This window comes from Nevskiales bacterium (assembly GCA_035574475.1).
Taxonomy (GTDB): Bacteria; Pseudomonadota; Gammaproteobacteria; order Nevskiales; family DATLYR01; genus DATLYR01.
In genome coordinates, this window is sequence record DATLYR010000017.1 from 17373 (window position 1) to 30943 (window position 13571).

The window sequence follows — 13571 nt, forward strand, 5'->3', positions numbered from 1 at the left end:
AGCTTGCCACCGGCCCAGTTTACACAGTGAACAACACGCTCGAAGTCATCCTGCTCGGCGTCATCGAGGGGATCACCGAATTCCTGCCGATCTCCAGCACCGGCCATCTGCTCATCGCCCAGCACTGGCTGGGCCCGCGCTCGGACATGTTCAACGTGGCGATCCAGTCCGGTGCCATGCTGGCGGTGGTGCTGATCTACTGGCGGCGCCTGCTGGAACTGTTTCGCAATCCCATGCAGCCGGACAATCGCGACTACCTGGCCAAGCTCGGCGTGTCCTTCGGTGTGACCGTGCTGTGCGGCACCATCGCCGGCCTGCTCGGCTTCGAGCTGCCGGAGGAGGTGGCGCCGGTGGCCTGGGCGCTGGTGATCGGCGCGCTGTTCATCTTTCTGGTCGAATGGTGGGTGCGCCACCGGCCGTCGAGCGAGACCGTCACCTGGACGGTGGCGATTGGTGTGGGTCTGGCGCAGATGGCGGCCGGCATCTTCCCCGGGCTGTCGCGCTCGCTCTCGACCATTTTCGTGGCCATGCTGCTGGGCCTGAGCGCGCGGCCCGCGGCCACCCAGTTCGCCTTCCTGGTCGGCATCCCGACCATGTTTGCGGCCGGCGTATTCCAGTACCTCGAGATGAGCGGCCAGCAGGTGGACCACGAACCCTGGGCGGATCTGGCGCTCGGTTTCGCGGTGTCGGCGATCGTGGCCTTCGTGGTGGTCAAGTGGCTGCTGCGCTTCATCCAGACGCACAGCTTCGTGCCCTTCGCCTGGTATCGCCTGGCGGTGGGACTGTTCCTGCTCACCTGGGTCATTCCGAACGGGGAATGATGGCGGGCTAGCCTGGCGGCGCGGTTTTGATCCAGTCCGTGATCGCGCGGATGCGCCGCTCGCGCAGCTCGCGTCCGACGGCCTCGCCCTGCAGGCCCTGCGCCACGACGTCCTTCGCCGTCACTGCGCTCGCTACGCGCAACGCTTCGCGCAGGAAGTCGGCCTGCGGATAGGCGCGGTTCTCCAGGCCCAGGCGCCCGCGCGCGTCGCACTCGCAGGCCTGCAGGAACTGCTCGAAGCGTGCCGGCTGGCGGAAGGCGTCGTTGCGCTCCAGCAGCTCCATGACGGTACTCGGCCGCAGCTGCCCGGCCTGATGCACCAGCAGGTGGTGGCGGGTGACGCGCAGGGCCAGCTCGCGGCAGTCATTCGGCACGCGCAGCCGCGCGCACAGCTGTTCGACGCATTCGAGGCCGCGCACCTCGTGGCCGTAGTGGTGCGGCAGGATCTCGCGCGGGCTGAGCGCCTTGCCGAAGTCGTGGCACAGCACGGCGAAGCGCACCTCGAGCGGCGCCGCGCGCCGCGCCGCCTGGGACAGCGCCATGAGCACGTGCAGGCCGGCATCGATCTCGGGATGGTGCTTCGGCGTCTGCGGCACGCCGAACAGCGCGTCGAGCTCGGGGAACAGTCTGGCCAGCGCGCCGCATTCGCGCAGCAGTTCGAAGAACGCCGCCGGGTCGTCCTGCATCAGCGCGCGGCGGGCTTCCTGCCAGACCCGCTCGGGCTGCAGTGCATCCACCTCGCCCGCTGTGGTCATCTGTCGCATCAGCGTCAGGGTTTCTTCGGCCACACGGAAGCCCAGCGGCCGAAAACGGCTGTAAAAGCGCGCCACGCGCAGGATGCGCACGGGGTCTTCGGCGAAGGCCGGCGATACGTGGCGCAGCACGCGCGCGGCCAGATCGCGTTGCCCGCCGTAGGGGTCGATCAGCGCGCCGGTTTCGTCCTCCGCGATGGCGTTGACGGTCAGGTCGCGCCGACGCAGGTCCTCCTCCAGCGTCACGGATGGATCGGCGTGGAACACAAAGCCGTGGTAGCCCGGCGCGGTCTTGCGTTCGGTGCGCGCCAGCGCATACTCCTCCTTCGTCTCGGGGTGCAGGAACACGGGAAAGTCGCGCCCGACCGGCAGGAAGCCGCGCGCCTGCATCGCCTCCGGCGTGGCGCCGACCACGACCCAGTCGCGCTCGCCCGCCGGCAGCCCGAGCAGCCGGTCGCGCACCGCGCCGCCGACCCGATAGATCCGCAGGTCCGTCATGGACGCCATGATGCCCTGTTCAGGGCGCGGGCGGCACCGGCGGCATGCGCCTGGACAGCGGCGTGATCTCGCGGCCCAGGCGCCAGTCGAAGGCCACCGCGTGCTCCATCACGCGCTGCACGTAGGTGCGCGTTTCGTCGAACGGGATGTTCTCGACCCAGACGTCGGCCGGCAGGCGCGCGTGCGGGCGCCAGCCCTGTACGCGGTGCGGGCCGGCGTTGTAGGCGGCGGTGGCCATGGCCATGTTGCCGCTGAAGCGGTCGCGCATCTGGCGCAGGTATTCGGCGCCCAGGCGCAGGTTGGCAGCCGGCTCGAGCAGCGTGCGTTCGCCGTGGTAGGTCAGGCCGATATCGCGCGCCACCTGCCGCGCGGTGGACGGCAGCAGCTGCATCAGGCCGATCGCGTTGGCATGCGAGCGCGCATCCGGGATGAACAGGCTTTCGGCGCGCATGATGCCGTACACCCAGCCGCTGTCCACGGCCGCCTTGCGCGCGGCACCGAGCGCCTCGTCCTTGTACAGTAGCGGGTAGCGCAGGTGCAGGTCGTCCCAGTATTCGGACCTGGCCAGGGTCATGATCGCCTGCGGGTGCCAACCCCAGCTCTGGGCGATGATGGCCGACTGGCGCAGCTCCAGCGGACTCTGGCCCGCGGTGAAGCCGCGCCATTCGTTCCGGGCCTGCGGTAAAAAGCCGAGCGCATGGAACTCGCGCGCGCGCAGCGCGGCGGGTTGCAGCGCCAGCCGGCTGCGCAGAGCCGGATCCGCCGGCACCGGCTGGTGCCGCAGCGCATAGGACCGGCCGATGCGATCGGCGGCGAGATAGGGGTAGTAGCCGCGCTCCACCGCCAGCGCGGCATACAGTGCGCGCGCCTGCTGTGCATGGGCTTCGCCCGGCAGGCCCTCGTGGCTGCGTGCCAGCCAGTAGCGCCAGCGCTGCTCGCCGCGCTCTTCGTCGGGAAGCTGTTCGATCCAGGCGCGCGCCTTGTCCCAGGCGCTGTGGTAGATCGCGGTGCGCAGGCGCCATTCGCGTGCGTCCGTATCCGCGGGATTCCGTGCCAGCCGGCTGTACCAGTCCAGCGCCTCGGGTTGGCGGTCCAGCGCCAGCTCCAGGCCCAGATAACCGAGCGCCTGGTCGCGCTCGTCCTGGGTCCTGAGGTAGTGACGTGCGAGCCCCTCGTACAGCTGCGTTGCGCGCAGCGGGTCATTGCGGGCGGCGAGTCGCAGTCCCAACACAATCACCTCGGCGCTGATGCCGGGCTCGGGGTCGTCAATGAGTTCTTCCAGTTCGTCGAAGGGATCCTTGCGGATCTCGAGCCATAATTCCGCGTTGCGCTTCGCGCGGCCGGACAGGCGTTTGGCCAGCGCCCGCACCAGACGCGCCTCGCCCGCGGCCATGGCCAGCCGGATACGTGTCTGTACCAGGTCGGCGTCGAGCTGGCCGCGATCCTGCAACCATTCGAACAGGGGATCGCAAGCGGCCGGCAGGCTCTCGGGCGACAGCCACAGCTGCTTGGCCTCCGCCAGCGCCGCATCGCCGCGGCCCAGGCGGACATTCGCGCGCGCGTGCAGGCAGCGCAGCTCGGAATCGTCGCTGGGCTGGTAGAACTCGGCCACCTGCCGCCACTCGCCGCGTCGTGCCAGATCCTTGAGCCAGCGGTTGCGCAGGTTGGCGGCGGCGCCCAGGTCGGGATACTGCGTGAACAGCGCCGCCAGGCGCGCATCCTGCACATTGCCGCGCCGGAGCCGGTATTCCAGGTCGGCGGCTTCGAGGTAGGGGTAGAGGGGGTAGCCTTCGAGCGCGCGGGCGGACTGCCGGATGCCGGGCCAGCCGCCGCCCTGGGCCTGCACATAAAGGTTGCGGAAGCGCTCGCGCTGGGCGTGTAGCGTGCTGTCATCTGGCGTTGCCAGCGCCTGGCCAGAGGCGAGCAGCCCCGTGAAACCGAGAATCGTTACGAGAAGAAAACGGCGCATGCGATGGGGTCCGGGAAAGTCGCCATGACCGCGGCAGGCGTAGCCAAAAAGGCCGTTGATATATCATGCGCAGCGGATCGACGCCATGCTGAGCACTCTTCTCATTTATGTCGCCACCGGCGTCGTCGCCGGTCTGCTGGCCGGTTTGTTCGGTGTCGGCGGCGGGATGATCATGGTGCCGGCGCTGGCGCTGGTGCTGCCGGCGCAGGGTGTGGGCAGCGCCATCATCCTGCAGGTCGCCATCGCCACTTCGCTGGCGGTGATCTCGGCTACCTCGATTTCCTCGATGTACCGGCATCACCAGCTGCAGGGCATCCTCTGGCCCACCTTCCGCGCCATGGCGCCGGGGCTGGCCGCGGGCTCGGTGGCGGGCGCGTTCCTGGCGGACCAGCTGTCCAGCCGCACGCTGGCGCAGATCGTCGGCATCGGTGCGCTGCTGACGGCCGTGCAGATGTGGTTCGATTTCAGGCCACGCGCGCACACGCCGCTGCCGGGGCCCGCCGGGCTGTCGCTGGCCGGTGGCGTGATCGGTGTGCTGTCCGCACTGATCGGCATCGGCGGCGGCTCGCTGACGGTGCCCTTCCTGAGCTGGTGTAGCGTGCAGATCCGGCAGGCCGTCGGCACCGCCGCCGCCTGCGGTATTCCCATCGCCTGGGCCGGCGCGGCGGGTTTCATCGTCGCGGGCTGGGATGCGCCGGGGCGGCCGCCCTGGAGCCTGGGCTATGTGGACCTGGCCGCCTTTGCCGGCATCGCGCTGGCCAGCGTGCCCACCGCGCGTCTGGGCGCGAGCCTGGCGCATCGCCTGCCGCCGCGGACACTCAAGCGCGCCTTCGCCGTACTGCTGCTGCTGATCGGCGTGAAGATGCTGCTGGGTTGAGTTTGGCATGCGCTGAGCGCATCACCCGGACAAGGAAATCCGTATACTTTTGCGCTTCATCCCGAGCCTCTTGCTTCCGGAGTCCTCATGTCCAAGCTGATCCCGCCGCACGGCGCCGCCGAGCTCAAGCCTCTGTTCGTCTACGACAGCGCGCGCCACCACGCGCTGCTGCGCGAGGCGGAGGGCCTGCCATCGCTGCTGCTCAATTCCGCCGCGGCGGCCAATGCGGTGATGCTGGGCGCCGGCTACTTCACGCCGCTGGCCGGTTACATGAACCTCGCGGATGCGCTCTCGGTGGCGGAGAAGATGCAGACCACGGGCGGGCTGTTCTGGCCGGTGCCGGTGGTCAACCTGACGAAGGACAGCGGCATCAGGGCCGGCTCCCGCATCGCGCTGCGCGATCCCAACGTCGAGGGCCACCCGGTGCTGGCCGTGATGGACGTGCAGGCGGTCGAGGCGGTCAGCGACGAGCAGATCCGCTTCATGGCGGAGAAAATCTTCGGCACGCTCGATCCCAAGCACCCGGGCGTGGCGGTGTTCACGGGCCTCGGCAACACGCTGCTGTCCGGCCCGATCGAGGTGCTGAATTTTTCCTACTTCCAGACCGATTTCCCCGACACCTTCCGCACTGCAGTGGAGATCCGCAACGAGATCAGCGAGCGCGGCTGGAGCAAGGTCGTGGCCTTCCAGACCCGCAACCCGATGCACCGCGCGCACGAGGAGCTGTGCCGCATGGCGCTGGAGCGGCTGAAGGCCGACGGCCTGGTGATCCACATGCTGCTGGGCAAGCTCAAGGAAGGCGACATCCCCGCGCCGGTGCGCGACGCCGCCATCCGCAAGATGGTGGAGCTCTACTTTCCGGCCAACACCGTGATCGTCAGCGGCTACGGCTTCGACATGCTCTACGCCGGGCCGCGCGAGGCCCTGCTGCACGCGGTGTTCCGCCAGAACATGGGCGCCACCCACCTGATCGTCGGGCGCGACCATGCCGGCGTCGGCAACTACTACGGCCCGTTCGACGCGCAGGAAATCTTCAAGCAGGTGCCGAAGGGTGCGCTGAAGATCGAGATCTTCGCCGCCGACAACACGGCCTGGAGCAAGAAGCTCGGCCGCGTGGTGATGATGCGCGAAGCCCCCGACCATACCCCGGAGGACTTCATCAACCTGTCCGGCACCAAGGTGCGCGAGATGCTGGGCAAGGGCCAGGCCCTGCCGCCGGAATTCTCGCGCCCCGAGGTCGCCAAGATCCTGATGGCCTACTACCAGAGCATCGGCGGCTGACACGGCGCATTCGCCAGGCAGGCAGCTTGCAAACGCCGGGCGCGGGCCTATCCTCTCAGAAGGGGCAGCACAAGGGAGGCCGGGAGGTGCGAAGTCGATGCGGCATGAGGGGCGGGTGGACGCTGGGCCTGGCGCTGGCGGTCCTGCTGCCGCTGCCCGCACCGGCGCAGACCGGCGAGATCCACATCTACCGCGGTGCCAACGGCGTCCCGCTGTACACCGACCGCAAGATCACCCCCCGCATCACGGAGGACGTCTACGCCTACATCGGCAAGTACGGGCGCCCGACCGCGGTGCTCTCCTGCCAGGGCTTGACCGAGGCCGGCCTGCAGGCGCGCGGCGCGCAGTACCAGCACCTGATCGACCGCCATGCGCGCAGCTATGGTGTCGATCCCGCGCTGGTCAAGGCCATGATGCGGGTGGAGTCCTGCTTCGACGCCAATGCGGTGTCCAAGGTCGGCGCGCAGGGCCTGATGCAGCTGATGCCTTACACCGCGCAGAAGCTCGGCGTGCGTAACAGCTTCGATCCGGACGAGAACATCCGCGGCGGTGTGCAGTACCTGAGCGGCTTGCTCAAGCGTTTCAACAACAACCTCGAGCACGCGATCGCTGCCTACAACGCCGGGCCGCTCAACGTGGAAAAGTACCGCGGCGTGCCGCCGTTTACCGAGACCCAGTCCTACCTCAAGCGGGTGCTGGCGCATTACCGGCGCTACGCGCCTTAGCAGGCCGCCGAGAACAACCCCCTCCCCCTTGGTGGGCGAGGTACGAGGTGAGCGAAGCGCGCAGGGCTGGGGTGAAGAAATCGGGTGCCATTTATGGCGACGGTTCCCGCTCCAGCCGCTCGATGCGATCCAGCACCGATACGAACCTGCGCCCGAAGGGCGTGAGGCGGTACTCGGTGTGCAGGGGTTTTTCGTCGAATACGATCTTCTCCAGGATGCCGTAGCGCCGCAGCTTGGTCAGGCGCTCGTTCAGCACCTTGGTGCTGATACCAGGGATGCGCTGCGCCATGGCGCCCGGGCGCCGTACGCCGTCGCGGACGCACGCGATCACCGACAGGCTCCATTTGCAGCCGATGACGTCCTCGACCATCCGTGCGGCCGATGGCGCCGGTGTCTCCTTCATGCCGTTTCCCCTGCTGCCAATGTCTCGCGCGTCCGCACCCGCGTCCGCTGCGCGGACGGCACCGTGACGCGCCACCATACGCACCAAAAAGTACCTACTGTCGCCGCGGCCTGCGGCGCGCTAAATAAGCCATATGTGATCGATTATAGACAGGAGGTGCCTATGCGAAAGCCGATTCTGGCCGCCTTGCTGGCGATGCTGCCGCCGCTGGCGCTGGCGGCCGAGCCGCCGCCGGTCCCGTATCCCGACGACTACCGCGACTGGCGGCACGTCAAGAGCATGGTGATCGAGCAGGGGCACCCGCTGTACGACTCCTTCGGCGGCATTCACCACATCTATGCCAATCCGAAGGCGCTCGAGGGCTATCGTACGGGCCGTTTTCCCGACGGTGCAGTGCTGATCTTCGACCTCTTCGAGGCGCAGGCCGCGGACCATGCCCTGACCGAGGGCCGGCGCAAGGTGCTGGGCGTGATGCACAAGGACAGCCGCAGGTTCGCAGCCACCGGCGGCTGGGGCTATGAAGGCTTCGGCGGCGGCGACCGGAACACCCGCGCCGTCGGCAAGAACGCCGCGACGGCCTGCCACGCCTGCCACGCGCAGCAGAAGGACCGCGATTACGTGTTCAGCGCGCCGCGCGATTGAAAGCCGCCCGGCGCCTGGGTTAGCGTGGGGGCATGACCGCGCTCGCCCTTGCCGCTGCCGCCTGGGTCCTGCTGCACGTGCTGGTGGCCGGCACATTCCGGCCGGCGCTGGCGGCGCGCCTGGGCGAGCAGGGCTTCCGTGCGCTGTTTTCCGTGCTGAGCGCACTCAGCCTGGGCGTGCTGATCTGGGCCTATGTCGAGGCGCCCGTGATCTGGCTGTGGCCGCCCAGTCCTGCGCTCAACCTGGTGGCGGCCCTGCTGATGCTGCCGGCCTTCCTGCTGCTGGTGATGGCGCTGCGCCCCAGCAATCCGACCCTGGCCGGCGCGGATCTGCTCTTGGGCAATCGGCTCCCGGTCACCGGCGTCACCCGCATCACGCGACACCCCATGCTGTGGGCCTTCACGCTGTGGGCCGTGGCGCATCTGCTCGCCAATGGCGACCTGGGGACGCAGCTGCTGGCGGGCGCCGTGCTGCTGACGGCGCTGAACGGCATGCGCTCGATCGATCGCAAGAACCGGCGCCGGCTGGGCGAGGCCTATCTCGCGTTCGAGCGCCAGACCTCGATCGTGCCGTTCGCCGCGATCCTGCAGGGCCGCAACGAACTGCGCCTGCGCGAGATCGGCTGGCTGCCGCTGGTACTGGGCCTGCTGCTGTATGCCGGTGCCTTCTGGCTGCATGGACGGCTGGGTGCGCCCATCCTGCTGTAAGGTTCCGCTACAGCAGCAGCTCCATCCGCCGCACCGCGGGCAGCGCGATGCCGTTGCGGCGCAGGCCGGCGGCGCTTTCCCGCACCACGCGCAGGCCGAGCCGCTCGTAGAGCCGCTGCGCGGCGGGGTTGGTCTCCGCCACGTCCAGCGCGAGCCTGGCCAATCCAGCGCCGCGGGCGTGTTGCATCTGTTCGCGCAGCAGGCCTGCGCCGATGCCGCGGCCGCGGTGCGCCGGCGCCACGCCGAGGTTGGCGACGTACAGCGTGCGCCGGCCCGGCGGCGGCATCCAGCGTGTCGTCTGCATGGCCCGGCGCAGCACCGGCAGGCAGGCCAGGCGGTAGAAACGCAGCAGCTGGCGCAGCGTGTCGCGGCTCAGCGCGGCATAGTCGGCGCCGCTGTAGAACGCGCCGATGCCCACGACGCGGCCGTCGTATTCGGCCACGCGGTGGTTGCGGCAACCGAACAGGCCCGCACCGTCGGTGAAGGCGTAGCCGAGAAAATCGCGCGCGTTGCGGCGGCCCTGGGTGAAGACGTATTCGAAGCCTTCCGGCCCCGCGCTGTAGATGAGCGGCACCGCCAGCTCCGCATCGCGCGGCTCGGCCGGCCGGAAACGCAGATTCAAGCGGATTCGCGCCGGGCAGTCATTTCCGGCTGGCCGCTGTCGGGCTTCTCGGCCTTGAGCCAGTGCACGCCCTTCAGCTCGCACTCGAGGATCGCCTGGCGCAGGGCGGCAATCGCCTTGGGCCGCGGGAAGCTCTTGCGCCAGGCCAGCGCGATGCGCCGCGACGGGCCCTGGCCCGTGAACGGCCGCGCGCTCAGCAGCGCGCTGTCCACGGCACTTTCCTCTACCGAGCTTTTCGGCAGCACGGTGATGCCCAGGCCGCTCGCCACCATGTGGCGGATGGTTTCCAGGCTGCTGCCGGCCAGGGGTCGCGGCAGCTCGCCCTCGGCCTCGCGGCAGTCGGGGCAGGCCTCCAGCACCTGCTCGCGGAAGCAGTGGCCGGGCCCGAGCAGCAGCAGATTCTCGGCCGACAAGTCATTCGGGGGAATACTGCGCCGCGCGCTCCAGGGATGATCCTTCGGCATCACCACCACGAAGGGCTCGTCGTACAGCGGCCAGGTGTCTACGCCGGGCTGGCTGAAGGGCAGGGCGACGATGATGACGTCGAGTTCGTTCTGGCGCAGCTGGCGCGACAATACCGCAGTGAAGTTCTCCTCGATCAGCAGCGGCATGCCGGGCACCGCGTCGCGCAGGCGCGGCACCAGCCGCGGCAGCAGATAAGGCCCCACGGTATAGATCACGCCGAGGCGCAGCACGCCGCTGAGCTCGTCCTGCCCCTGCTGCGCGAGGGTTTCCAGCGCAGCGACCTCGGCCAGCACGCGGCGGGCCTGCTCGATGATGCGCTCGCCGACCGGGGTGGGCCGCGCCTCGCTGCGGTTGCGCTCGAACAGTGTGACGCCCAGCTGCTCCTCGAGTTTGCGGATCGCGACCGATAGCGTCGGCTGGCTGACGAAGCAGCGGTCGGCGGCGCGGCCGAAATGGCGCTCCTTGTCCAGGGCTACCAGGTAGCGCAGCTCGGTCAGGGTGATGGCGGAGGGGCGCGTGACGCTCACGGGCAGGCCCTGTGCGACGGCTTACGCCAGCCAGTCGCGCGGCTTGAGGAAGCGTTCGTACAGCGCCGCCTCGGCCGTGCCCGGGTCCGGCTGCCAGTCGTAGCGCCAGGCGGCCAGCGGCGGCAGCGACACCAGGATCGATTCGGTACGGCCGCCCGACTGCAGCCCGAACAGCGTGCCGCGGTCGTGCAGCAGGTTGAACTCGACGTAGCGCCCGCGGCGGTACAGCTGGAACTCACGCTCGCGCTCGCCGTAGAGCATGTCCTTGCGGCGCTCGAGGATCGGCAGGTAGGCGTCGAGGAAGTGATCGCCGACGCTGCGCACGAAGGCGAAGCAGCGTGCGAAGCCGCCCTCGCTGACGTCGTCGAAGAACAGCCCGCCGATGCCGCGCGGTTCATTGCGGTGCGGCAGGTAGAAATATTCGTCGCACCAGCGCTTGAAGCGCCGGTAGGCGTCTGGCGCGTAAGACGCGCAGGCGGCGCGTGCGGTGGCGTGCCAGTGGCGCGCGTCCTCCTCGAAGCCGTAGTACGGCGTGAGATCGAAACCGCCGCCGAACCACCACACCGGTGCCGCGCCCGTGCGCTCGGCCAGGAAGCAGCGCAGGTTCATGTGCGTGGTCGGCGCGTAGGGGTTGCGCGGATGCAGCACCAGCGACAGGCCGGCGGCGCGAAAGCCTGCGCCGGCCAGCTCCGGCCGCTGCGCGCTGGCGGCGGGCGGCAGGCGGTCGCCCTGCACCTGCGAGAAATTCACGCCGGCGCGCTCGAACACGGCGCCATCGGTTAGCACGCGGCTCTCGCCGCCGCCTCCCCCGGGCCGTTGCCAGCCATCGGCACGGAAGCGCTGGCGTGGCTCGTGTGCCTCCAGTGCGGCGCAGATGCGGTCCTGCAGCGCGCGCAGATACTGCGCGACGGCGGTGAGATCGGGAACGTCAACCAGCGTGTCGGGCATGGGTGGAGTCTATACCACGGCCGCGGCGCGGATGAAGCTTATCCGCCGGGCCGCAGCACGCGGCCCGTACGCGCGTCGCGGATCTCGCTCGGGGCGGCTGCGCCACCGGTGGCGCCGGGCAGCAGGGCATCGATGCGGCCGTGGAAGTAACGGCGCAGCTGCAGCGCGTTGCGCGCCGGTGGCCGCGCCGCGGGATTGGCGCTGGTCGAGACCAGCGCACCGCCGAAGGCCTCGCACAGGCTGCGTGCCAGCGGGTGCGCGGTGACGCGCACCGCCAGCGTGTCGTGTACACCGCGCAGCTCCACCGGTACCCACTGCTGCGCCGGCAGCAGCCAGGTCACCGGCCCCGGCCAGCTCTCCATCACGCGGTTGTACAGGCCCTGGTGCAGCGGCGCGAGGAACGGCTCCAGGTCGGAGAAATGCGCCGCGATCAGGATCAGGCCCTTGGCCATCGGCCGCTGCTTGAGCGCCAGCAGTCGTCGCACGCTGTCGAGCCGCAGCGGGTCGCAACCCAGGCCCCAGACCGCCTCGGTCGGATAGGCGACCAGGCCCCCACGCCGCAGGCAGCGCACCGTCTGCTGGAGGTGCCAGTCGGTCATGACAAAGCCCTCAGGCCGGCTTGGGTCGGGTGGTCTTCGAGGCGGCCTTGTGGACCGCCTTGCGCGGGGGTTTTTTCGCGGCCGGGGCTTTGACCGGCGCGGCTTCGGCGGCGGGTGTCTTGCCGGCCGCTTCCGTGTCTTTCGGGCCCTGACCGGCTTTGCCGCCGCCGCGGCCGAAGCGACCCTTCTTCTCCGGCGCGGCGGCGATCAGCGCCTCGCATTCCTCCCGCGTGAGCGAGGCCGGCTCGCGGTCCTTGGGGATCTTGGCGTTCTTCTTGCCGTCGGTGATGTAAGGCCCGTAGCGGCCGTTGAGTACCTGGATGTCCGTACCCTCGAAGCTCTTGATGATACGGTTGGCGTCGGCCTGCTGCTTCTCGCGGATGACCTCGAGCGCGCGCTCCGGCGTGATGGTGTAGGGATCGTCCGGCGCCTTCAGCGACACGAATTTCTTGCCGTAGCGCAGGTAAGGGCCGAAGCGGCCGATGTTGGCGACGATCTCCTCGCCCTCGGGTGTGGCGCCGAGCGTGCGCGGCAGCACGAACAGGGCGAGCGCCTCCTCGAGCGTGATCGTGTCCATACGCTGGCCCGGCCGCAGGCCGGCGAACTTCGGCTTGTCGGCGTCCTCCTTGGTGCCGATCTGCACGAACGGACCGAAGCGACCCATGCGTACACTGACCGGTTTTCCCGATACGGGATCGGTGCCGATCTGGCGCGCCTGAGCCACTTCCTCGCGCGACAGGCTGGCCTTCTCGTCCAGCTGTTTCTTGAAGTGTTTCCAGAAATCCTTCAGCAGCGGGATCCACTCGCGCTCGCCGCGCGAAATCGCATCGAGCTGGTCCTCCAACTTTGCAGTGAACGCGTAGTCCACATACTGGGTGAAGTGCTGGGTCAGGAACTTGTTGACGATGCGGCCGACGTCGGTCGGGTAGAAGCGCCGGTTCTCCAGCGTGACGTACTCGCGGTTGAGCAGGGTGGAGATGATGCTGGCATAGGTCGAAGGCCGGCCGATGTCGTATTCCTCCAGCGCCTTGACCAGACTGGCCTCGGAATAACGCGGCGGCGGCTCGGTGAAATGCTGCTCGGTAAGGATGCCGACCAGCTCCAGCCGCTCGCCGATCTCGACCCGCGGCAGCACGCGCGACTCCTCGTCCTTGTCCTTGCCGGGCTCGACATCGTCGCGGCCCTCCTGGTACACGGCCATGAAGCCGGGCTCGACCAGGGTCTGGCCGGTAGCGCGGAAGCTGTTGCCCTTGCCGGCCGCCAGGTTGAGCGCGACGGTGTCGAACAGCGCCGGCTGCATCTGGCAGGCCAGCGTGCGCTTCCAGATCAGCTCATAGAGCCGCGCCTGGTCGGGCGTGAGGTATTTGTGGACCGAGGCGGGATCGCGCGCCGCCGAGGTGGGCCGGATCGCCTCGTGCGCCTCCTGCGCGTTCTTCGACTTGGTCTTGTACTGGCGTGGTTGCGGCGGCAGCGCTTTCTCGCCGAAGCGGGCCCTGATGACCTCCCGCAGCTCGGCCAGCGCCTCATCGGCAAGACTCACCGAGTCGGTGCGCATGTAGGTGATCAGACCGACGCTCTCGCCGTCGATGCTGACGCCTTCGTACAGCTGCTGCGCAGTCTTCATGGTGCGGCTGGCGCCGAAGCCGAGCTTGCGCGAGGCCTCCTGCTGCAGCGTCGAGGTGGTGAAGGGCGGGGCGGGATTGCGCGAACGCTGCTTCTTCTCGATCGAGGCGACC

General features: G+C 69.1%; 14 protein-coding genes. 6 read left to right on the top strand and 8 right to left on the bottom strand.

The genetic code is table 11. The features are described 5' to 3' along the window. The first annotated feature begins 26 nt into the window (after window positions 1-26). Window positions 27-821, top strand: a complete 795-nt coding sequence (locus VNJ47_00895; protein HXG27391.1) for an undecaprenyl-diphosphate phosphatase — start codon at window positions 27-29, stop codon at window positions 819-821. A gap of 7 nt (window positions 822-828) precedes the next feature. Here VNJ47_00895 and VNJ47_00900 read toward each other — a convergent pair whose 3' ends face one another. Then, entirely contained in the window at window positions 829-2070 is a 1242-nt protein-coding gene (locus VNJ47_00900) for a multifunctional CCA addition/repair protein (protein ID HXG27392.1), read from the bottom strand. A gap of 19 nt (window positions 2071-2089) precedes the next feature. Beyond that, window positions 2090-4039 (bottom strand): transglycosylase SLT domain-containing protein, encoded by a 1950-nt coding sequence (locus tag VNJ47_00905; GenBank protein ID HXG27393.1) that lies wholly within the window; start codon window positions 4037-4039, stop codon window positions 2090-2092. A gap of 85 nt (window positions 4040-4124) precedes the next feature. Between VNJ47_00905 and VNJ47_00910 the strand changes: the two genes are divergently transcribed. From VNJ47_00910 to VNJ47_00920, 3 genes are all read left to right on the top strand, one after another. Further along, window positions 4125-4916: a sulfite exporter TauE/SafE family protein gene (locus tag VNJ47_00910; GenBank protein ID HXG27394.1), complete on the top strand. Its 792-nt coding sequence runs from the start codon at window positions 4125-4127 to the stop codon at window positions 4914-4916. Between the two features lie 87 nt (window positions 4917-5003). Continuing rightward, a complete protein-coding gene (gene sat / locus VNJ47_00915; protein ID HXG27395.1) occupies window positions 5004-6197 on the top strand; it encodes a sulfate adenylyltransferase in 1194 nt (397 codons plus the stop codon). A gap of 104 nt (window positions 6198-6301) precedes the next feature. Further along, a complete protein-coding gene (locus VNJ47_00920; GenBank protein ID HXG27396.1) occupies window positions 6302-6922 on the top strand; it encodes a lytic transglycosylase domain-containing protein in 621 nt (206 codons plus the stop codon). Between the two features lie 91 nt (window positions 6923-7013). Here the strand turns inward: VNJ47_00920 and VNJ47_00925 are convergent, their stop codons facing one another. Next, the gene (locus VNJ47_00925) at window positions 7014-7325 is read right to left on the bottom strand and encodes a helix-turn-helix domain-containing protein (protein HXG27397.1); all 312 of its coding nucleotides are present in this window, start codon (window positions 7323-7325) and stop codon (window positions 7014-7016) included. A gap of 162 nt (window positions 7326-7487) precedes the next feature. On the opposite strand from VNJ47_00925, the gene VNJ47_00930 reads away from it, so the two are divergent. Together VNJ47_00930 and VNJ47_00935 are read left to right on the top strand one after the other, a co-directional pair. After that, on the top strand, window positions 7488-7967 hold the full coding sequence (locus VNJ47_00930) for a cytochrome P460 family protein (protein HXG27398.1): 480 nt from the start codon (window positions 7488-7490) through the stop codon (window positions 7965-7967). Between the two features lie 32 nt (window positions 7968-7999). Next, window positions 8000-8674 (top strand): NnrU family protein, encoded by a 675-nt coding sequence (locus tag VNJ47_00935; GenBank protein HXG27399.1) that lies wholly within the window; start codon window positions 8000-8002, stop codon window positions 8672-8674. A gap of 7 nt (window positions 8675-8681) precedes the next feature. On the opposite strand, the gene VNJ47_00940 is transcribed toward VNJ47_00935, so the two are convergent. From VNJ47_00940 to topA, 5 genes are all read right to left on the bottom strand, one after another. Continuing rightward, complete coding sequence (locus VNJ47_00940; GenBank protein HXG27400.1) at window positions 8682-9296, bottom strand: GNAT family N-acetyltransferase; 615 nt, start codon at window positions 9294-9296, stop codon at window positions 8682-8684. Continuing rightward, window positions 9293-10288: a hydrogen peroxide-inducible genes activator gene (locus tag VNJ47_00945; GenBank protein ID HXG27401.1), complete on the bottom strand. Its 996-nt coding sequence runs from the start codon at window positions 10286-10288 to the stop codon at window positions 9293-9295. The genes VNJ47_00940 and VNJ47_00945 overlap by 4 nt, the downstream gene beginning before the upstream one ends. 21 nt (window positions 10289-10309) lie before the next feature. Then, the gene (gene hemF, locus VNJ47_00950; GenBank protein HXG27402.1) at window positions 10310-11236 is read right to left on the bottom strand and encodes an oxygen-dependent coproporphyrinogen oxidase; all 927 of its coding nucleotides are present in this window, start codon (window positions 11234-11236) and stop codon (window positions 10310-10312) included. Between the two features lie 38 nt (window positions 11237-11274). Continuing rightward, window positions 11275-11835, bottom strand: coding sequence for a Sua5/YciO/YrdC/YwlC family protein (locus VNJ47_00955; GenBank protein ID HXG27403.1), 561 nt, complete (start codon window positions 11833-11835; stop codon window positions 11275-11277). Window positions 11836-11845: 10 nt separating this feature from the next. Beyond that, window positions 11846-13571 (bottom strand): type I DNA topoisomerase (topA, locus tag VNJ47_00960; GenBank protein ID HXG27404.1); only part of this gene is annotated, 1726 nt, incomplete at its 5' end.

Bases quoted from the DNA above. Each gene is read 5' to 3' on its own strand.
- hemF (HXG27402.1), bottom strand. From the start codon at position 11,236: ATGCCCGACACGCTGGTTGACGTTCCCGATCTCACCGCCGTCGCGCAG.
- VNJ47_00935 (HXG27399.1), top strand. From the start codon at position 8,000: ATGACCGCGCTCGCCCTTGCCGCTGCCGCCTGGGTCCTGCTGCACGTG.
- VNJ47_00955 (HXG27403.1), bottom strand. From the start codon at position 11,835: ATGACCGACTGGCACCTCCAGCAGACGGTGCGCTGCCTGCGGCGTGGG.
- VNJ47_00905 (HXG27393.1), bottom strand. From the start codon at position 4,039: ATGCGCCGTTTTCTTCTCGTAACGATTCTCGGTTTCACGGGGCTGCTC.
- VNJ47_00930 (HXG27398.1), top strand. From the start codon at position 7,488: ATGCGAAAGCCGATTCTGGCCGCCTTGCTGGCGATGCTGCCGCCGCTG.
- VNJ47_00910 (HXG27394.1), top strand. From the start codon at position 4,125: ATGCTGAGCACTCTTCTCATTTATGTCGCCACCGGCGTCGTCGCCGGT.
- sat (HXG27395.1), top strand. From the start codon at position 5,004: ATGTCCAAGCTGATCCCGCCGCACGGCGCCGCCGAGCTCAAGCCTCTG.
- VNJ47_00920 (HXG27396.1), top strand. From the start codon at position 6,302: ATGAGGGGCGGGTGGACGCTGGGCCTGGCGCTGGCGGTCCTGCTGCCG.
- VNJ47_00925 (HXG27397.1), bottom strand. From the start codon at position 7,325: ATGAAGGAGACACCGGCGCCATCGGCCGCACGGATGGTCGAGGACGTC.
- VNJ47_00900 (HXG27392.1), bottom strand. From the start codon at position 2,070: ATGACGGACCTGCGGATCTATCGGGTCGGCGGCGCGGTGCGCGACCGG.